The sequence below is a fragment of the Pseudomonas fluorescens genome, assembly GCF_001648775.1.
GTDB classification, from domain to species: domain Bacteria; phylum Pseudomonadota; class Gammaproteobacteria; order Pseudomonadales; family Pseudomonadaceae; genus Aquipseudomonas; species Aquipseudomonas fluorescens_M.
The window spans coordinates 283,204-302,931 of the sequence record NZ_LVEJ01000028.1; the positions used below are offsets into that span (position 1 = coordinate 283,204).

At 61.1% G+C, this 19,728-nt stretch carries 18 protein-coding genes; 2 read left to right on the top strand and 16 right to left on the bottom strand.

Features of this window, described 5'->3' with window-relative positions:
* The first annotated feature begins 483 nt into the window (after positions 1-483).
* Entirely contained in the window at positions 484-3,741 is a 3,258-nt protein-coding gene (gene rne / locus A8O26_RS25155; RefSeq protein WP_064120380.1) for a ribonuclease E, read from the top strand.
* A gap of 268 nt (positions 3,742-4,009) precedes the next feature.
* Here the strand turns inward: rne and A8O26_RS25160 are convergent, their stop codons facing one another.
* From A8O26_RS25160 to A8O26_RS25215, 12 genes are all read right to left on the bottom strand, one after another.
* Positions 4,010-4,606 (bottom strand): nucleotidyltransferase family protein, encoded by a 597-nt coding sequence (locus tag A8O26_RS25160; RefSeq protein ID WP_064120381.1) that lies wholly within the window; start codon positions 4,604-4,606, stop codon positions 4,010-4,012.
* A complete protein-coding gene (locus A8O26_RS25165; RefSeq protein WP_064120382.1) occupies positions 4,603-5,583 on the bottom strand; it encodes an XdhC family protein in 981 nt (326 codons plus the stop codon). The genes A8O26_RS25160 and A8O26_RS25165 overlap by 4 nt, the downstream gene beginning before the upstream one ends.
* Entirely contained in the window at positions 5,583-7,904 is a 2,322-nt protein-coding gene (locus A8O26_RS25170; protein WP_064120383.1) for a xanthine dehydrogenase family protein molybdopterin-binding subunit, read from the bottom strand. The genes A8O26_RS25165 and A8O26_RS25170 overlap by 1 nt, the downstream gene beginning before the upstream one ends.
* The gene (locus A8O26_RS25175) at positions 7,901-8,371 is read right to left on the bottom strand and encodes a (2Fe-2S)-binding protein (RefSeq protein WP_016986039.1); all 471 of its coding nucleotides are present in this window, start codon (positions 8,369-8,371) and stop codon (positions 7,901-7,903) included. The genes A8O26_RS25170 and A8O26_RS25175 overlap by 4 nt, the downstream gene beginning before the upstream one ends.
* Positions 8,372-8,684: 313 nt before the next feature.
* Positions 8,685-9,704 carry a UDP-N-acetylmuramate dehydrogenase gene (murB, locus tag A8O26_RS25180; protein WP_064120384.1) on the bottom strand — a complete coding sequence of 340 codons (1,020 nt, stop codon included), beginning with the start codon at positions 9,702-9,704 and terminating at the stop codon, positions 8,685-8,687.
* The gene (locus A8O26_RS25185) at positions 9,701-10,165 is read right to left on the bottom strand and encodes a low molecular weight protein-tyrosine-phosphatase (protein ID WP_064120385.1); all 465 of its coding nucleotides are present in this window, start codon (positions 10,163-10,165) and stop codon (positions 9,701-9,703) included. The genes murB and A8O26_RS25185 overlap by 4 nt, the downstream gene beginning before the upstream one ends.
* Entirely contained in the window at positions 10,165-10,929 is a 765-nt protein-coding gene (gene kdsB / locus A8O26_RS25190; protein ID WP_064120386.1) for a 3-deoxy-manno-octulosonate cytidylyltransferase, read from the bottom strand. Before kdsB ends, A8O26_RS25185 begins: the two co-directional genes overlap by 1 nt.
* On the bottom strand, positions 10,926-11,111 hold the full coding sequence (locus A8O26_RS25195; protein ID WP_003174668.1) for a Trm112 family protein: 186 nt from the start codon (positions 11,109-11,111) through the stop codon (positions 10,926-10,928). Before A8O26_RS25195 ends, kdsB begins: the two co-directional genes overlap by 4 nt.
* Positions 11,112-11,133: 22 nt before the next feature.
* On the bottom strand, positions 11,134-12,144 hold the full coding sequence (lpxK, locus tag A8O26_RS25200; RefSeq protein ID WP_064120387.1) for a tetraacyldisaccharide 4'-kinase: 1,011 nt from the start codon (positions 12,142-12,144) through the stop codon (positions 11,134-11,136).
* The gene (locus A8O26_RS25205) at positions 12,144-12,572 is read right to left on the bottom strand and encodes an ExbD/TolR family protein (protein WP_007908223.1); all 429 of its coding nucleotides are present in this window, start codon (positions 12,570-12,572) and stop codon (positions 12,144-12,146) included. Before A8O26_RS25205 ends, lpxK begins: the two co-directional genes overlap by 1 nt.
* On the bottom strand, positions 12,569-13,204 hold the full coding sequence (locus tag A8O26_RS25210) for a MotA/TolQ/ExbB proton channel family protein (protein ID WP_007908216.1): 636 nt from the start codon (positions 13,202-13,204) through the stop codon (positions 12,569-12,571). Before A8O26_RS25210 ends, A8O26_RS25205 begins: the two co-directional genes overlap by 4 nt.
* 100 nt (positions 13,205-13,304) lie before the next feature.
* Complete coding sequence (locus A8O26_RS25215) at positions 13,305-15,539, bottom strand: DNA internalization-related competence protein ComEC/Rec2 (protein ID WP_064120388.1); 2,235 nt, start codon at positions 15,537-15,539, stop codon at positions 13,305-13,307.
* A gap of 152 nt (positions 15,540-15,691) precedes the next feature.
* Here A8O26_RS25215 and A8O26_RS25220 point away from each other — a divergent pair, with 152 nt between their 5' ends.
* Complete coding sequence (locus A8O26_RS25220) at positions 15,692-16,210, top strand: DUF2062 domain-containing protein (protein WP_064120389.1); 519 nt, start codon at positions 15,692-15,694, stop codon at positions 16,208-16,210.
* Between the two features lie 147 nt (positions 16,211-16,357).
* Here A8O26_RS25220 and A8O26_RS25225 read toward each other — a convergent pair whose 3' ends face one another.
* The 4 genes from A8O26_RS25225 to A8O26_RS25240 form a co-directional block, all read right to left on the bottom strand.
* Positions 16,358-17,137 carry an ABC transporter permease gene (locus A8O26_RS25225; RefSeq protein WP_064120390.1) on the bottom strand — a complete coding sequence of 260 codons (780 nt, stop codon included), beginning with the start codon at positions 17,135-17,137 and terminating at the stop codon, positions 16,358-16,360.
* The gene (locus A8O26_RS25230; protein ID WP_064120391.1) at positions 17,134-18,066 is read right to left on the bottom strand and encodes an ABC transporter ATP-binding protein; all 933 of its coding nucleotides are present in this window, start codon (positions 18,064-18,066) and stop codon (positions 17,134-17,136) included. Before A8O26_RS25230 ends, A8O26_RS25225 begins: the two co-directional genes overlap by 4 nt.
* Before the next feature lie 124 nt (positions 18,067-18,190).
* A complete protein-coding gene (locus A8O26_RS25235; RefSeq protein WP_064120392.1) occupies positions 18,191-18,814 on the bottom strand; it encodes a glutathione S-transferase family protein in 624 nt (207 codons plus the stop codon).
* A 43-nt stretch (positions 18,815-18,857) separates the two neighbouring features.
* A complete protein-coding gene (locus tag A8O26_RS25240) occupies positions 18,858-19,517 on the bottom strand; it encodes a transglutaminase-like domain-containing protein (RefSeq protein ID WP_064120393.1) in 660 nt (219 codons plus the stop codon).
* Positions 19,518-19,728: the final 211 nt, after the last annotated feature.

Sequence of the window (19,728 nt, forward strand, 5' to 3'; positions counted from 1 at the left end):
TACACCGTCGAGCAGAGTTTTTACTCGCCTGACAGGCACACATTCAAGGCCAGTTCACAAAGTGCAGTCAGCTGCAGATGACCCCGAGCAAAAGCTTCGGAAACACCGCCTGAATTAGCCATGATGCGTGACCTCCCCTTTCGGAGCTCACGGTAAATGCCAACCCGCTGCGGATTCTGCGCGCGGCAGCACCCGAATTATCAGGGATACGTGTAGGGTGGAGATGCACAACCGCTGGACTGTGTAGCAATAGGCTTTATCAAGACGCTTCATCTCGTCCACAGCCGCCGGTTGATTCCTCCTCCTGACTGAGTGCTTAAGTAGCCACAGCAAGCAGGACGCGTACGTCGCGATATCGGCCCAATTGGTCGCACATCGCTGGACACGGGAATGGCCAACCACTCCCGACGCACCTGACACCGACCGTGAGAAGTCGTGTGTGCCGAACGCCGTTTCCGGCAGCCCGGAAACCGACGGTACTACATGAAAAGAATGCTGATTAACGCAACTCAACCCGAAGAGTTGCGTGTTGCACTGGTAGATGGCCAGCGCCTCTACGACCTGGACATCGAATCCGGTGCACGCGAGCAGAAAAAGGCCAACATCTATAAAGGCCGCATCACTCGCATCGAACCAAGCCTTGAGGCTGCCTTTGTCGATTTCGGCTCTGAGCGCCACGGCTTCCTGCCCCTCAAAGAAATTTCTCGCGAATACTTCAAGAAAGCCCCCGAAGGCCGCGTCAACATCAAGGACGTCCTGAGCGAAGGCCAGGAAGTCATCGTTCAGGTCGAAAAAGAAGAACGTGGCAACAAGGGCGCTGCCCTGACCACCTTCATCAGCCTGGCCGGTCGTTACCTCGTGCTGATGCCGAACAACCCGCGTGCCGGCGGTATCTCCCGTCGCATCGAAGGCGAAGAACGCAACGAACTGCGTGAAGCGCTGAACGGTCTGGTTGCACCGGCCGACATGGGTCTGATCGTGCGCACCGCAGGCCTTGGCCGCAGCAGCGAAGAAATGCAGTGGGACCTCGATTACCTGCTGCAACTGTGGACCGCCATCAAAGAAGCCTCGCTGGATCGTTCCGCACCATTCCTGATCTACCAGGAAAGCAACGTGATCATCCGCGCCATCCGCGATTACCTGCGCCAGGACATCGGCGAAGTGCTGATCGACAGCGTTGAAGCCCAAGACGAAGCCCTGACCTTCATCCGCCAGGTGATGCCGCAGTACGCCAGCAAGATCAAGCTGTACGAAGACAGCGTGCCGCTGTTCAACCGTTTCCAGATCGAAAGCCAGATCGAGACCGCTTTCCAGCGCGTCGTTGAACTGCCTTCCGGCGGCTCCATCGTTATCGATCCGACCGAAGCCCTGGTGTCCATCGACATCAACTCGGCGCGCGCCACCAAAGGCAGCGACATCGAAGAAACCGCGCTGCAGACCAACCTTGAAGCCGCCGAAGAAATCGCCCGTCAGTTGCGCCTGCGCGACATCGGCGGCCTGATCGTCATCGACTTCATCGACATGACCCCTGCCAAGAACCAGCGCGCCGTGGAAGAGAAAGTTCGCGAATGCCTGGAAGCCGACCGCGCTCGCGTGCAGATCGGCCGCATCTCGCGCTTCGGCCTGCTGGAAATGTCGCGTCAGCGCCTGCGTCCATCGCTGGGCGAAAGCAGCGGCATCGTCTGCCCGCGTTGCAACGGCACCGGCATCATCCGTGACGTTGAATCGCTGTCGCTGGCGATCCTGCGCCTGATCGAAGAAGAAGCCCTGAAAGACCGCACTGCCGAAGTCCGTGCACAAGTGCCGATTCCGGTGGCCGCGTTCCTGCTCAACGAAAAACGCAACTCGATCACCAAGATCGAACTGCGCACCCGTGCCCGTATCGTGATTCTGCCGAACGATCACCTCGAAACCCCGCACTTCGAAGTTCAGCGCCTGCGTGACGACAGCCCGGAAGCGGCGACCAACCAGTCCAGCTACGAAATCGCTGCTGCCGCTGCCGAAGTCGAAGAAGTCCAGCCAGCCGCCGCGACCCGCACCCTGGTTCGCCAGGAAGCAGCCGTTAAAACTGCACCGGCCCGCGCCAACGCTCCGGTGCCGACCGAAGCTGCCGCACCTGTCGCCGCCGCACCGGCTCCGGTTGCCGCGCCAGAACCAAGCCTGTTCAAAGGCCTGGTGAAGTCGCTGGTCAGCCTGTTCGCCACCAAAGAAGAGCCAGCCGCGCCGGTTGTGGTTGAAAAACCAGCCAGCGAGCGTCCGGCCCGTAACGAAGAGCGTCGCAACGGTCGTCAGCAGAGCCGCAACCGTAATGGTCGCCGCGATGAAGAACGCAAGCCGCGCGAAGAACGTGCTCCACGTGAAGAACGCGCCCCACGCGAGCCGCGTGAAGAGCGTGCGCCACGTGAAGCCCGTGAAGTCCGCGAGCCTCGTGAAGCCCGTACCGAAGCGCCAGTTGCCCGCGAAGAGCGCGCACCACGTGCTCCGCGTGAAGAACGTGCACCACGTGCACCGCGCGAAGACCGCAAGCCACGTGGCGAGCGTGAAGAGCGCGTACGTGAACTGCGCGAACCACTGGACGCCGCTCCAGTCGTTGCAGCCGCCGCTGCCGTGACCGCTGAAGAGCGTCCGGCTCGTCAGCCACGTGAAGAGCGCGCACCGCGTCCGCCACGTGAAGAGCGTCAGCCACGCGCCGAACAGGCCGCTGCTGCCGTCGCTGAGGAAGAAGTGAACAGCAACGAAGAGCAACTGCCGGAAGACGGTTCGGAGAACGCCGAAGGCGATCGTCCACGCCGTCGCTCGCGCGGTCAGCGTCGTCGCAGCAACCGTCGTGAGCGTCAGCGTGACGCCAACGGCAACGTGATCGAAGGTTCGGAAGAATCCGAAGCCGGCGAAAACGCTGAAGCGCCAAGCACCGCCGATCTGGCCGCTGGCCTGGCGGTAACCGCCGCTGTTGCCAGCACCGTGATCAGCGCTCCGGCCGAAGCCCAAGCCCACGAGCAAGCTGAACGCGCCACCGCGGCTGTTCAGGAAACTGCTCCAGTGGAAGCGCCGGTTGTAGAAGCGACCACTCCAGTCGAAGTGGTTGCTGCTCCGGAAGTCGAAGTGGCACCGGTTCAGGAAACCCTGCCTCAGGTAGAACCGGCTCCAGCCGTGGCTGCCGAGTCGGTGGTTGAAACCGTCGCTGAAACCGTGACCGAAACCGTGCGTGAAGTTCGCGAAGAGCAGACCGCTTTCAACTGGGTTGCCGAGCCAGCTGTTGCTGAAACACCAGCGCCAGTGGTTGAAGCGCCGGTTGTTGAAGCACCGATTGCTGAAGCCCCCGTGTTTGAACACGCCAAGGCTGCCGAGCCAGTGGTAGTCGCTGAACCAGCGCCTGTCGTTGAAGCACCGGTTGTCGAAGCGCCAATCGTTGCCGAAGCGCCAGCCCCTGTGGTTGAAGCACCGGCTCCGGTCAGCGCGCTGACGCCAAGCGGCCGTGCGCCGAACGATCCACGTGAAGTGCGTCGTCGCAAGCGTGAAGAAGAGCGTCTGCAGAAGGAAGCCGAACTGGCTGGCGCTGCTGCTCCAGTCGCTGCCGAGCCAGCTGCGGTCGCTGAAGTGGTCGAGGCAGCTCCTACCCCGGTCGCTGAAGAAGCCGTGGTTGAAGCGGTGATTGCTGAAGCACCACGCTCTGTTCAGGACGCGGTCGAGCACCACCAAGAGGCCGAGGAAAAAGAACACGAGCCTAAACCTCTCGTGTAATTTCCAAAGCCGTTAAAAAGCCCCGCCTGATTATTCAGGCGGGGCTTTTTTATGCCTCGATTTTTGGGGGTGGACCCTAGATCCAACCCCCTCACCCCAGCCCTCTCCCCACGGGGGAGAGGGGGAAGGGAGCAGATCGGGTGATGTTCCAGACCTGAGTTCGACTGAAGACTTTCAGGTCGATGCATAAAGCCCAAACACCTCGGTCAGTCCCCTCTCCCTCCGGGAGAGGGCTAGGGTGAGGGGCTCTCAGGAATTTACGCAGCTCTCAAGACGAAGCAAAAACCAAAGCCTCAGGCACATCGATATCCCAAAGCACGCCTGGATCATCGACGGCAATCTCCACCACCCTGCCCTGCGAGAACAAAGGCCTCGCCCCACGATCACCGCTCAACGCCTGCAACCCCACCCCAAACGAACGCCCAAACCCCACCGGATGACCAAACTCGCCATCCTGTACCGGCACGCTCACCGCATCATCGGCAATGGCCGCAACCACCCGCTCGACAGTGGAAGGCAAGATAAACGGCATATCGCCCAGCACAATCAACCAGCCATCCACCTCCGGATAAGCCGCGACGCCAGCGGCAATGCTGTCACCCATTCCGGTCGACTCGATCGAGACAACCTCACAGCCATAAGCCTGCGCCATGCGCATTGCCTGCGGCCGCGTCTCAGTCGTCACCACGACGCGCTTATCAAGACTGGCCGGCAGATTCACCAGCACCTGCTCGATCACCGAACGCACCGCGCCATCCCGCCCGGTGCAGTCCGCCAACAATTTATCCTTGTCAGCACCCGCCACCTGGCGAAAGCGACTGCCCTCGCCCGCTGCCAGCACAATCACTGCAATGGACTGACTCATGCGCCCTCCAGTGTTTTTTTCTGCTTCAACTCGACCCCGTTCTTGATCGCGACAATTTCTGCCAACAAGGACAAGGCAATTTCTGCCGGCGAATGACTGCCAATGTGCAGACCGATCGGGCCGTGCAGTCGATCGATAGCCTCTACCGACAAGCCTAGCTGAGCCAGATTCTCCCGACGTTTCTGACTGTTGACCCGCGAACCGAGCGCGCCGACATAGAAAGCAGGCGAATCCAGCGCCGTCAGCAACGCCATGTCATCCAGACGCGGGTCGTGGGTCAGCGCGACAATCGCCGTGCGTTCATCCGTTTGAATGCTCAACACCGCGTCATCCGGCATGCCCGGGACGAAGCGTCCGTGATGCTCTTCCCAACCGTAGACAAACTCGGTGCGCGGGTCGCAGATCAGCACCTCGAAATCCAGCAGCCGCGCCATGTCCGCGACGTAGCGCGACAACTGCCCGGCGCCGATCAACAGCAGCCGCCAACGCGGGCCATAAATGGCCCGCAGGATTTTGCCATCGAATTCCAGCGCATCGGATTTACTTGCCGGCGACAGAAGCACTTCCCCGGTGTCGATGTTCAACTCGCGAGCGACAATCTCGTGGGCCTCGCAACGGGCCAATAGTTCGGAAACCCACGCGGGATCGCCAACGCGCTCTTCAGTCAGGCGCAGCGTACCGCCACAGGGCAAACCGAAGCGCGCCGCCTCTTCCCGCGTGACGCCGTAGGTGATCAGTTGCACCGGCGGCCCATCGGTGGCGATCCGGCCGTCATGCAGGCGCGCAATCAAATCATCTTCGACACAGCCGCCCGACACCGAACCAATCACCACGCCATCCTCGCGCAAGGCGAGCATCGCGCCCGGCGCCCGGGGCGCAGTGCCCCAGGTCTGCACCACGCTGAACAGCACCACCCGCTGCCCGGCGCGGCGCCATTCAAGGACACTGCGCAGGACGTTGAGGTCGACGCTGTCCATTACGCCTCTGCCTTCTGCCAGCCCTGCAACTGATAACGCACCGGCAGATTGCGAATACGCTTGCCGGTGGCGGCGAAGATCGCATTGCACAGTGCCGGCGCAATTGGCGGTACGCCCGGTTCGCCGACACCGCCTAACGGCACGTCGCCCGGCGGCGTCACCAGATGTACCGCGACCTCTTTCGGCGCCAGCGACATGCGCGCCACTTCATACATGTGGAAGTTGTCCTGCTGGACCTTGCCGTCCTTGAAACTGATTTCGCCCAACACCGCATTGCCCAGGCCCATCACGCAAGCGCCTTCGAACTGCGAGCGAATCCGTTCTGGATTGATCTGCGGCCCGCAATCCACGGCAATATCCGCCTTGTGCACGATCAGCGTACCGTCGTCCTTGACCTCGACTTCGATCACTGCCGCCACGTAAGTGACGAAGCTGTAGTGCACTGCCAGCCCCAGACCACGGCCCTTCGGCAGTTTGCGCCCCCAACCGGCAGCCTTCGCCGCGGTTTCCAGCACGCTGCGCATGCGCCCGGTATCGATCGGATAACGCTCGGGAGATTCGCCGTAATTCCACTCTTCACTCAAGGTACGCGGATCGATCTGGCGATCCGCGCCGAGCAGTTTGATCTGGTACTTGAGCGGATCCTCGCCGGCCTTGTGCGCCAGCTCATCGACGAAGCTCTGGATGGCGAAACCATGGGGGATGTTCGACACCGAGCGATACCAGCCGACCCGCGTGTGCACGGTCGCTTCGGGGTTTTCCAGACGCACGTTGGGAATCGCGTAGGCCATGTTGGTGAAGCCCATGCCCAGCTCGAACGCCGCTTCATGGTTCATGCCCGGCGCGAACAGCGCGGTGATGCTCGGTGCCACGGTGCGATGCAACCAGCCGGACGGCATGCCGTCCTTGCCCACGCCCGCCTTCAAATACTCGGCGGACACGGTGTGGAAATACGAGTTATGGATGTCATCTTCACGCGTCCACTGCACCCGCACAGCCTTGCCGGGAAACTCTTTGGCGAGGATTGCCGCTTCGACGACGAAGTCCGGTTTCGACTTGCGACCGAAACCCCCGCCGAGCAGCGTGACATTGAAAGTGACATTGTCGAACGGCAAGCCAAGGCGTTCGCCGATGCGCTCGCGGGTCACCTGCGGTGCCTGACTCGGCGCCCACGCTTCGCAGATGCCGTCCTTGTAACGGGCAATGGCAACCATCGGTTCCATCGGCGCCTGCGCCAGATGCGGCAAATAGTAGGAAGCTTCCAGGGTGCTGGCAGCGCCGCTCAGGGCCTTGTCGATATCGCCGGTGTTGCGCACCACTTTGCCGGGCTTGAGCGACGCGGCTTCGAGCTCCTTGCGATAGGCGATCGAGTCATAACTGGCGTTCGGGCCATCGTCCCATTCGATTTTCAGCGCCTCGCGGCCCTTGATCGCTGCCCAGGTATTACTGGCCACTACCGCCACGCCACCCAGCGGTTGGAATTCCGAAGGCAACGGGCGACTTTCGATCTGCAGCACTTTGAGCACGCCGGGGACTTTCAGCGCGGCGCTGTCGTCCAGCGACTTGACCTTGCCGCCGTACACCGCCGGGCGGGCGATGGTCGCGTACAACATGCCGTCAAAATGCACGTCGGCGCCATAGACCGCGCGACCATTGACGATGTCGTCGCCGTCGATGGCTTTGGTGCCTTCCTTGCCAATGTAGCGCAATTCCGACGGCTGCTTGAGGCGCAGGCTGTCACGCGCCGGTACTGCCAACGCACTGGCGGCAGCGGCGAGTTCGCCATAACCCAGTTCCCGACCGGACGGTTTGTGAATGACTTTGTGCAACTGCGCGTGGCATTCGGCCACTGGCACTTGCCACTGCGCAGCGGCGGCCTGCTCGAGCATGGTCCGGGCCGCCGCGCCGCAACGACGCATCGGCTCGTACCAGTGGCGCATGCTGCGTGAACCGTCGGTGTCCTGGTTACCGAAACGCACTTCATCGCCCGGCGCCTGCTGCACTTTGACGTGCGCCCAATCGGCTTCCAGCTCGTCGGCAACTACCATGGTCAGACTGGTGCGCACGCCCTGGCCCATCTCTGAGCGGTTGCAGACCACGGTCACGGTGCCGTCAGCGGCGATGCTGACGTAGACCTTCGGATCATCGATCCAGCCATTGGGCATGCCATCGGCGCCGAACTGTTTCGGTTTGTCTGCGGCCAATGCGTCCTGCCAACCCCAACTCGCCGCCAACACCAAAGCACCGGTAGCACTGACGCCTTTGAGGAAGCCGCGACGGCTGAGATTGCCCAGGGCGAAATCATTCGGAAGGCGGCTCATGCCTTGGCCTCCTTCAAATGCGTGGAAGCCTGGCGGATCGCAGTCTTGATCCGGTTGTAAGTGCCGCAACGGCAAATGTTGCCGACCATGGCTTCTTCGATCTGCTCGTCACTCGGGTTCGGGTTGGTCTTGAGCAACGCGGTGGCCGACATGATCTGCCCGCCCTGACAGAAACCGCATTGCGCGACAGCGGTGTCGAGCCAGGCTTGCTGGACGATCTGCCCGACCGGATCAGCGTGAAGATTGTCGATGGTGGTAACGTTTTGCCCGATCACCGAACCGATCGGCGTGATGCAACTGCGCGCCGGCAAGCCATCGATGTGAATGGTGCAGGCGCCGCACAGGCCCATGCCGCAACCGAACTTGGTGCCGTTGTAACCGGCGACGTCACGAATCGCCCACAACAGGGGCATGTCTTCAGTGACATCGAGGGGATGGTCTTGACCGTTGAGTTTCAGGGTAATCATGGGCACGCCCGCATATTTTTAATGGTTATGGGGTCGAGCAATCTGCCGCCGTTGAATCGGCGGTGGTTCACGCAGATCGACTCAGGCTAATAGGCTCTCTTGTGCCGACGCGAACGTCTGCACCGGGCCTTTAGTGGAGCAAATGACGGTTATCGTTAGCTCGCCAAGTTAACCCAGCGTTAACAAAAAAGCCCCGCTTAGACAGGGCTTTTCAGTTACGAGCTTTTAGCTACAAGCTGCAAGTAAAAGCAGTAGCTGGTTCATGTTGCAGAGATTGTAGCTTGCCGCTCAAAGCTTGAAGCTCGCAGCTGTTTCAATAGCGATTGGGCTCCATTTCCAGGTCGACATTGAAACGTTCAGCAATATCTTTCTGGATGCGTTGCGCGAGGTCGAGCAGTTGCAGGCCAGTCGCCGCGCCGTAGTTGACCAGCACCAGTGCCTGCATTTTATGCACGCCGGCATCAGCTTCGCGGAAACCCTTCCAGCCCGCGCGCTCGATCAACCAGCCAGCGGCCAGTTTCATTTGCCCGTCCGCTTGCGCGTAAGCCACCACATCCGGGTGCTGCGCTTTGATCTGCGCGACGATGGCCGCCGACACCAGCGGATTCTTGAAGAAGCTGCCGGCATTGCCGAGCACCGCCGGATCCGGCAGCTTCTCACTGCGGATGCTGCAGATGGCACGGCTGACGTCGGTGGGAGTCGGCTGCTCGATACCCTGCTCGGTCAGGCGCTGGCGCACCGGGCCGTATTCCAGATGCAGATGCGCGACGCGATCGAGTTGGAAGCGCACGCGCAGAATCAACCAACGCCCCGGCTGCTGTTTGAACAGGCTGTCGCGGTAGGCGAAATTACATTCTTCCAGAGTGAAATCACGTAGCTCGCCGGTCTGGCGATCCAGCGCGGTCAGCCCGGCGAACACATCCTTGATCTCGACCCCGTAGGCACCGATGTTCTGCATCGGCGCCGCGCCGACAGTGCCAGGGATCAGACTGAGGTTTTCCAGCCCGGAAAAGCCCAGCGCCAGCGTGTGCTGCACAAACGGGTGCCAAGGTTCGCCGGCTTCAGCCTCGATCACTACGCGGCTGCCGTCATCACTGAGCACGCGAATGCCACGGGTGGCCATGCGCAACACCAGCGCCGCAATGTCGGCCGTCAGCAGCAAGTTGCTGCCACCGCCAATCACCAGCAACGGCACGTCGTGGGCCGTGGCATAGCTCAGCGCTTCGCGGACATCGGCATCGCTATGGGCTTCGGCGAACAGTTGCGCGCGCACATCCACGCCGAAACTGTTGAACGCTTTCAGGGAAACCTGCGGGTGCACCTGCAAACTCATAACCGGCCCTTCACTTCGATCAACAATTGGTCACAAGCTGCTTCGATCAGATCCAGCACCTGCTCGAAACCCTGATCGCCGTCGTAATACGGATCCGGTACTTCATCGACCAACCCGGCATAGCGGCGCAGAAACAGGTCCAGTTCGGCTTTGCCGGTGGACGGTTGCAACGCCTTGAGGTTGCGCAGGTTGCTGTTGTCCATCGCCAGGATCAAGTCGTAACTGGCGAAATCGGCGCGGCTGACTTGCTGCGCACGTTGTGCCGACAAGTCATAACCGCGCACCTTGGCGGCGGCCTGGCTGCGCTTGTCCGGCGGGTTGCCGACGTGCCAGTCACCGGTGCCGGCGGAGGCCACTTCGACCTGATCCGCCAGCCCTGCGGCGCGCAATTTGTGGCGCAACACGCCTTCGGCCGTGGGCGAACGGCAAATGTTGCCCAGGCACACAAACATAACGCGCATCAGGCCCCCAGCAGGCGACGAACGCGCTCGAGGTCTTCAACGGTGTCGACGCCGGTGGGCGGTGCGATCAGCGCGTCAGCCACGTGAATTCGCACGCCGTGCCAGAGGGCACGCAATTGCTCGAGTGATTCAGTGTTTTCCAGCCAGCACGGGCCCCAGTTGACGAAGTCCTGAAGGAACCCGGCGCGGTAGGCATAAATGCCGATATGGCGACGGTACGGCACGCCTTCGGGCAATTGCTCGCGGCTCTTGGCGAAGGCATCGCGCGCCCACGGCAGGGTTGCGCGGCTGAAGGTCAGCGCCAGACCGTTGAGGTCGCTGACGACTTTGACCACGTTCGGATTGAACAGGGTTTCGACGTCCTCGATCGGCTCGGCCAACGTGGCCATGCGCGCTTCGGTGTGAGCGGCCAGATTGGCGGCCACCTGATCGATCACGCTCGGCGGAATCAGCGGCTCGTCACCCTGCACGTTGACCACGATCGCGTCGGGCTCAAGGCCCAGTTTCGCTGCGACTTCAGCCAGACGATCGGTGCCGGAATTGTGATCTTCACGGGTCAGCACCACTTCGGCGCCGAAGGCCTTGCAGGCCTCGACGATGCGCGCATCGTCAGTCGCGACCACGACGCGGGTCGCGCTGCTTTTGCTCGCCTGTTCCCAGACGTGCTGAATCATCGGCTTGCCGGCGATGTCCAGCAACGGTTTGCCCGGCAGGCGGGTCGAGGCGAAACGCGACGGGATGACAACGGTGAAGGCAGTGGTCATTTATCCAGACGCTCGTCGGTGGTCAGGGTGCGCGCTTCGCTTTCGAGCATCACCGGGATGCCGTCGCGGATCGGGTAGGCCAGACCGGCGCCCTTGCTGATCAGTTCGGTCTTGTCGGCGCTGAGCTTGAGCGGGCCTTTGCAGATCGGGCACGCGAGGATGTCGAGCAATTTGGTGTCCATGAACATTCCCTGGATAAAAGAGTTAAGGCAAAAGCCGATCGGGCAACAGGCGCATCAGCTGAGTGTCGAACCAGGCCACGAAGGCCGGCGACGGCACGGCATCGACCGCCAGATACCACCAGTCGGCAGCAGCGAAGGCACGGCACTTCACCGCGTCCTTTTCGGTCATCACCAACGGCAATGACGGTGTGAAATTCAAGGCTTGCACGCTGTATTCGGCGTGGTCGGCAAACGCATGGGGCACTGGCCGCCAGTCTAGCGCTTCGAGGGTATTGAAGAAACGTTGCGGATTGCCGATCCCGGCGACCGCGTGCACGCTCTGACCGGGCGGAAAATGATCGAGCGTTTTGCGCTCGCCGCTGCGCAAGTTGACCAGCGCCGTCGGTTGCAGGCGGAAAGCGAAACCGTCGTCGCGATCCTCGCTGGCACCATTGAATAGCACGCCATCGACGCTTTGCAGGCGCTCGATCGGCTCGCGCAACGGCCCGGCCGGCAGGCAACGTTTATTGCCAAGGCCACGGGCGGCATCGATCAGCACCAGCTCCAGATCCCGCGCCAGACGATAGTGCTGCATGCCGTCATCGGAAAGAATCAGATCCAGTGGTTCACTGGCGAGCAAGGCTTTGACCGCGGCGCTGCGATCGGGATCGATCATCAATGGCACGCCGGTGCGCTGGACGATCAGCAACGGCTCGTCACCGGCGATGTCAGCGCTTTGCTCGGCTTCAACGCGCCACGGCAATTGGGGCGGCTTGGCACCGTAACCCCGACTGACCACACCAACGCGCAATCCGCTGCGCCGGCAATGTTCGATCAGCCAGAGAATCATCGGCGTCTTGCCGGTACCACCGACGGTGATATTGCCGACCACGATCAACGGCACCGGCGGTTGATAGATCTCGCCCTCGCCGTCGAGAAAACGCTGACGTTTGTTGACCACCACGCGGCGGTACAACATTTCCAAAGGTCGCAACAGCGTCAGGGCCGGGTGCCCCTGATACCACGCGGCGAGCAAGCGATCGGACAGGCTCATCAGGATTTGGGCGCCGCCTCGACCGTGGTCATGCGCAGATGGCTGAAACCGAGCTTGCCGGCCGCGTCCATGGCGGTGATCACGGATTGATGCTGAGTCTTGCCGTCGGCACTGATCGACAACGGCATGTTGGTGTCACCGTTGGACTCTTTCTGCATCGCTTCCATCAGCGTCGCCAGGTCGTTTTTCGGCAGAATCTTGTTGTTCACCGAAAACACGCCTTCAGCGCTGATGGCCACGTCGATCTGCTTGAGCTGCTGATCTTCGGCCGGCGAGCCGCTGACCGCTTCCGGCAGATCGACGCGCAACTGGGTTTCGCGGGTAAACGTGGTGGTCACGACGAAAAACAGCAACAGAATGAACACCACGTCGATCAGTGACGCGAGGTTGATGTCGATGGTTTCCCGTGGTTTGCGACGGAATTTCACGCGCGGCCCTCGGCCAGATCGACGTCACGGTCGCCCTGCACCACTTCAACCAGTTTGATCGCTTCCTGTTCCATGCCGACCACCAGTTCATCGATACGGCGTTGCAGGAACCGGTGGAAGAACACCGCCGGAATACCGACCATCAGGCCTGCCGCCGTGGTGATCAGCGCTTTCGAGATACCACCGGCCAAAACCGAGGCATTGGTGGTCATGCCGGAACCGGTGAACGCGCTGAAAATATCGATCATGCCCAGCACCGTACCCAGCAGGCCGAGCAGCGGCGACATCGCCGCGATGGTGCCCAGCGCGTTAACGTAGCGCTCGAGCTCGTGGATGACCCGGGCGGCGGCCTCTTCGATGCACTCTTTCATGATCTCGCGACCATGCTTGGAGTTGGCCAGGCCGGCGGCGAGGATTTCCCCCAGCGGCGAATTGGCGCGCAATTCCTTGAGTTTTTCTTTATTGAGCTGTTTGTCCTTGATCCAGACCCAGACCTGGCCCAGCAGATGCTCGGGGGTGACGCGACTGGCGCGCAGGGTCCACAGGCGCTCGGCGACGATCGCCATGGCCGCGATGGAACTCAGAATGATCGGCAACATCATCCAGCCGCCGGATTTGACCAATTCCCACACAGTGACAGTCCCCTCGAAAAAGTGCGCCACTTTACCATACCGATTGACGATTAAGACCCGCTGCCCCGACGACCGTGATGCCCTGTTCGCCATGTCCCGATCAGCGGGGCAAAGCGGGCGGATCGCGCCAGAAGCGGCGCTGCTGCCGCATCGTCCGCGGTGGTTTGAAGCGGCCCAGTTGCAGATGAATGGCGCCCTGCTCGGCGCTGTCGTAAATGCGCAGGCCGTGTTTGCGATACCGCGCCAGTACGGTCGGATGCGGGTGGCCGAACGAATTGCCCTGCCCACGGGAAATCAACACGGCCTCAGGCTGCAACACCTTGAGCAGCGCCATTGACGATGAACTGCGGCTGCCATGATGGGGCGATTGCAGCCATTGCGTCGGAACTGCCAATGGACTGTCGAGCAGCACGCGTTCGGCGTGGGTGTCGATATCGCCGGTCAACAGCAGGCGCTCGCCATTGGCCTCGATCTGCAACACGCAGGAACGCTGATTGCTCTCGTGGGCGTGCGCCCACTGCCAGAGCTGAAAACTGACGCCGTCCCACTCCCACTGCCGACCACTTTCGCAGGCTTCGGCGCGCAACTGCGCGGGCAATCCCGCCGGGTCGCCGCTGATCACCTGATCGACAGTCATACCACGGGCTATCGCCAAAGCGCCGCCGGCGTGGTCGGCGTCGGCATGACTGAGCAACATCAGATCGAGTTTTTCCACGCGCAGTTTGCGCAGCGCTGGCAACACCACACGCTCACCCAGATCAAAATCACCGAAACGCGGGCCGGCGTCGTAGAGCAACGTGTGATGGCGAGTGCGGATCAGGATCGCCAAACCTTGGCCGACATCGAGCTGCCAGACGTCGGCCAGGCCTTCGTTCAGCCGTTCTCGTGGTGGCACCAGCAAAATCAGCAGCAACGGCCAACCCAGCGGGCGCAACGGCACGCCGCTCGGCAGCAGCAACAACACGGCACCGAGACTGCCGAGGAACCACACCCAGCCGGCGACTGATGGCGCAATCCACGCCGGCCATTGCCCGGCAATCACGGCCAGACCGCGAAACAGCCAATCGATCAATCCACCGGCCAGCCACAACAGTCCTTCGCCAACATAGGGCACTGGCAGCAACAACGTCCCCAGCAAGGCCGGCGGCAGCACCACGAGACTGACCCAAGGCACCGCGAGCAGATTCGCCAACGGCCCGCTGAGACTGATCGGCAAGTTCAGCGCCAGCAACACCGGGCACAAACCGAGCGCGATCAGCCACTGCGCGCGCGTCCATGTCTGCCACCAACGCCATGCGCCCAAGCGACCGCCAAAGGTGAAGATCAGCACCGCCACCGCCGCAAAGGACAACCACAAACCCGGGCGCAGACTGGCGAGCGGATCCAGCAACAACACACCGTTCAATGCCAACAACAGAGGCCACCAGGCGCCCAGATGGCGAAAGCGCAGACGCCATAACAGCACCAGCGCGACCATCACGCAGGCGCGCTGCACCGGCACATCGAACCCGGCCAAGAACCCATAACCGAGCGCCGCCGCGAACGCCAGGCCACAGGCCCATGGCAGCCACGGCCAACGCAGTGGCCACACGCCAAATCGTGCCAATCCCGCGACCAGCAGATACATCACCGCCGCCAGCAAACCGATGTGCTGGCCGGAAATCACCAGCAAATGCACGGTGCCGGTGTCCTGCAAAATCTGCCAATCCTCGCGACTGAGCCCCGAGCCATCACCCAGCACCAGCGCCGCCAACGCACCGGCCCGGCCCTGTGCATCAACCGCCAGCAGACGCTGACGAATGCTGTCGCGCCAGGCCCAGCGTGCTGCGCTCAGACGCTGGCCATCCTTGATCGTGCCGGTCGCGCCGATGCGCTGTGCCAGTAGCCATGCTTCGTAATCGAAGGCGTCCGGATTGAGCAGTCCTCCGGGACGTTTCAACTTTACCGCCAGACGCCAGCGCTCACCGCTGCTGACCGGCGGCCCGGCATACCAGGCCAAACGCAGCAGCGACGGCAGTTTTTCGTGACGCGAGTGCGCATCGGCCAGTTCGAAACGCACCACGCCGTCACTGTTTTGCGGCAACCCGACCACCCGGCCTTCGACCCAACGGGTTTCGCCGTCCAGCTGCGGCGAGAGCCGATCATTCAACGCCCATTGCGCGCAGACACAGGCCCACGTGAAGCCGAACAGGAAACACGCCAATGGATAGCTGCGAAACGGCAGCAACATCAGCCCCACCACCGGCAGCAGCACCAGTAACCCGACCGGCGGTAAGGCCGGTATAAAAACCGCTGCCAGCAGACCGACTGCCAGCGCCAACATCCCTGTGCGCATAAGCCCGTCCTTGCATAAGCCCATCCTTGAGAGTCCCACACTTAGGCATAGCGGCTGTCGGTTACACGCGTCGTCAACAATTGTCACAAAGTCTGAATGGGCGCTTCGTAGAATCCAGACATACTTGCCGCCTTAACCGACCGAGAAGCCTTATGCCCCGGCGCTTATTCAAACGTTACATGCCCGACCCGACGAGCATCAGGGAACACAAATCCTTACGCTTTCTCGGCAAGTTGCTGCATGACCCGAACCTCTGGCACCTCAATCGCCACTCGGTCGCCCGGGCGATGGCGGTTGGTCTGTTCGCCGCGTTCCTGCCGATTCCGGCGCAGATGCTGGTGGCCGCCGCCCTCGCCGTCACGGTGCGGGGCAACATGCCGATTGCTGTCAGTCTGGTCTGGCTGACCAATCCGATCACCATGCCGGCGGTGTTCTTCTGCACGTATCAGGCTGGGGCGTGGTTGATGGATGTGCCCGCACGGCATCTGCCGGATGAGCTGACCTGGGAGTGGATCAGTGGCGAGTTGTCGACCTTGTGGCAACCGTTTTTGCTGGGTTCGGTGGTGGTCGGGCTGGTGCTCGGCGCCCTCGCCTACTTCATTGTGATGATGTATTGGCGCTGGTGGGTGGCGCGGCAATGGGCGCGGCGCAAGAAAAGCCGCATGCGTTGAATGCAAAACGGCCTCCGCAGTGGGAGGCCGTTTTGATTTGTGGCGTCTGCATTCGCGAGCAAGCTCGCTCCCACCCTGGATCTTTGTTGTGCCGGAAATCCCCTGTGGGAGCGAGCTTGCTCGCGAAGCCGTCGACTCGGTCTTAAGTCAGGTCCGCATCCCGCGCCCACTCACCAGCAACCGCGCGCAACCGAGGTACAGCACAACGGTCGCCACCAGCATGAAGGTGATTGCAATGCCGATCTTGATATCCGAGACGCCGAGAATGCCGTAGCGGAAGGCGTTGACCATGTGCAGCACCGGGTTGGCCAGCGACACGGTCTGCCAGAAAGGCGGCAGCAGGGTAATCGAGTAAAACACGCCACCCAGATAGGTCAGCGGCGTCAGCACGAACGTCGGGATGATCGAAATATCATCGAAGTTGCGCGCAAACACGGCGTTGATGAAGCCCAGCAGCGAGAAGATTGTCGCCGTCAGCACCACGACCAGAATGGTCACACCGAGGTGATGCACCTGCAAATCGGTGAAGAACAGCGACAAGATCGTCACGATCACGCCCACCATCAGACCACGCAACACACCACCGATGGTGAAGCCGATCAGGATCGTATGCGGCGACACCGGCGACACCATCAGCTCCTCGATGGAGCGCTGGAACTTGCTGCCGAAGAAGCTCGATACCACGTTGCCATAGGAGTTGGTGATCACCGACATCATGATCAGCCCCGGCACGATGTACTCCATGTAAGTGAAGCCACCCATATCACCGATCTGCCGACCGATCAGGTTACCGAAGATCACAAAATACAGAACCATGGTGATTGCCGGCGGCAGCAGCGTTTGCGGCCAGATCCGCGTGAAGCGTTTGACCTCGCGGTAAACAATGGTCTGCAGGGCGACGAGGTTGGGACGGAATTCGGAACTCATACCGCCACCTTCGACAGATTTTTCTCCACCAGGGACACGAACAGCTCCTCGAGGCGATTGGTTTTGTTGCGCAGGCTCAGCACTTCGATGTCCTGCTGTGCCAACTGGGTGAACAACGCCGTGATGCCCATGGACTTATCGACCTGGACTTCCAGGGTATGGCTGTCGATCAACCGCGCCGGATAGCCGAGCAATTGCGGCGCGGCGCTCAGGTCGTTTTTCAGGTCGAGCAAGAAGGTTTCCACGTGCAACTGGCCCAGCAACTGTTTCATGCTGGTGTTCTCGACGATGGTGCCGTGGTCAATGATGCCGATGTTGCGGCACAGTTGCTCAGCCTCTTCCAGATAATGCGTGGTGAGGATGATGGTGATGCCTTTCTGGTTCAGCTCGGTGAGGAACGTCCACATCGACCGGCGCAGCTCGATGTCCACGCCTGCGGTCGGCTCATCGAGGATCAGCAGACGCGGTTCGTGGACCAGCGCACGGGCGATCATCAAGCGACGCTTCATGCCACCGGACAACGAACGCGACGGCACATCACGCTTGTCCCACAGGCCCAACTGGGTCAAGTATTGCTCGGCGCGTTCCTTGGCGATTTTCGCCGGAATGCCGTAATAACCAGCCTGAGTGACGACGATGTCGAAGGTCTTTTCAAACTGGTTGAAGTTGAATTCCTGCGGCACCACGCCGATCGAGCGCTTGAGCTGCGCAGGATTTTTGTCCAGGTCATGGCCAAAGATATTCACCGTGCCGCTGGTCTTGTTGACCAGGGTCGAGAGAATGCCGATGGTCGTGGATTTGCCGGCACCGTTGGGGCCGAGCAAGGCGAAAAAGTCACCTTCGGCAACGTCCAGATCGATACCACTCAAGGCCTGGAACCCGTTGCCGTAGGTTTTAGTTAGCTGCCGGATGGACAGAGCGGAACTCATATCTGATTTACGCACCATTGAAGGGAAAAAAGGAGACGGCGGCGAGGGAGCGAACCGCAGCGCAAGTGCGCAATGGTGCTTGCCGCCGCCGCACAAGTACAGTCAAGTGTGTCGATAGTAGGTATTAAGTCAACGCGGTCATAACGGCTTTTTTATACGCCGGGCGTTGTTTCAGGCGCTCGTACCAGGCTTGCAGATTTGGTTGCGGCGCACGTTCGATGGGCATTTCGAACCAGGCATAAATGAAGCTGCCCAGTGGAATGTCGCCCATGCCGATGTCTGCTCCGGACAGGTACGGTTGGCTGGCCAGCGCCTGATCGGCCATGCTCAGCAGTTCATTGCATTCCTTGATCGCGGCGTTGATGGCCGTCCAGTCCTGCTTGTCTGCCGGCGTGCGCAGCACACCCCAGAACACCGTGCGGAAAGGGCCGGCGAAACTCGACGTGGTCCAGTCCATCCACTTGTCAGCGATGGCCCGGGCTTGCGGATCCGCTGAATACCAGGCGCTGTCAGGCGCATGCCTGGCCAGCAGATAGCGAACGATGGCGTTGGATTCCCACAACACGAAACCGTCGTCTTCGATCACCGGCACTCGACCATTCGGGTTCATCGCCCGGTACTCCGGTGTGTCGACTACGCCGAAGGCGCCACCGGCATCGATCGCCTCGTAAGCCAGACCAAGCTCTTCAGCAGCCCACAACGGCTTCCTGACATTCGATGAGTTTTTCCGTCCCCAGATCTTCAGCATGACCGCCTCTTTTCAAATGAGTGGGCAGGCAGCATACGCCGGATCAGGTACGGCTCAAATCACTCTGCATGTCACCGAGCAGTTGCGGCTGCTGATCAGTGAACAGATGCGGATAGCACTTTTGCAGATGTTCGAAGAAGAACGTTTCCGGCACATCGGCAAATTGCCCATGGTCAACCAGATACTCCATCAACTGCGCACCGTCGCGGTTGAACGGATGAAAAACGCTGTCGTTGACGCCATCGAACTCCAGCGGCGCGACGCTGAACAGTTCGCAGAGTTTCTGATTGAACGCCGGCGTGGCCTTGACCCAGCGTTCATTGAGGAACAGCTCGGTGTAACCGTGCATGGCGAACTTGTCGCTCTTCAACAATTCGAGCAGGCGCGGGGTCGACAGATGATTGCGCACATCGGCCAGACCGATCCGCGCCGCGATCCCGCAGTGCCGCGCGCAACCGGCGAGCAGCGTGGCTTTCGGTACGCAATAACTCTCCCCCGTCGCCAGTGCATAGCTGCCGCACAAGGTCTGTGGATCACGGCTAAAGGTGTATGGGTTGTAGCGCACCGCCTCACGCACGGCGTAATAAAGACTGATCGCCTGCTCGAGCGGATCGCGACTGCTGCCGCGATGCAGTTCGGCGAACTCCACCACCGCCGGGTGGTCACTATCGATGAAGCGGCCGGGGCTCAGATACTCGTGCATGACGACAATCTCCTGGGTGAGCCCCGAGTCTAGCGACAGCGTCAGCACAGAGATAACGACGTTTCGGCCAAACTTGGACGCAAAGACGCGGGATGACCGAACGATTTCCCACACGTGTTGCCCACCGAACCTACGAAAACCATCCGGGGTTTCCCACGATTTCAATCACCTTGGTCTGACCACCCGGTTTTGCAGATGCCGTCTAAGCTCT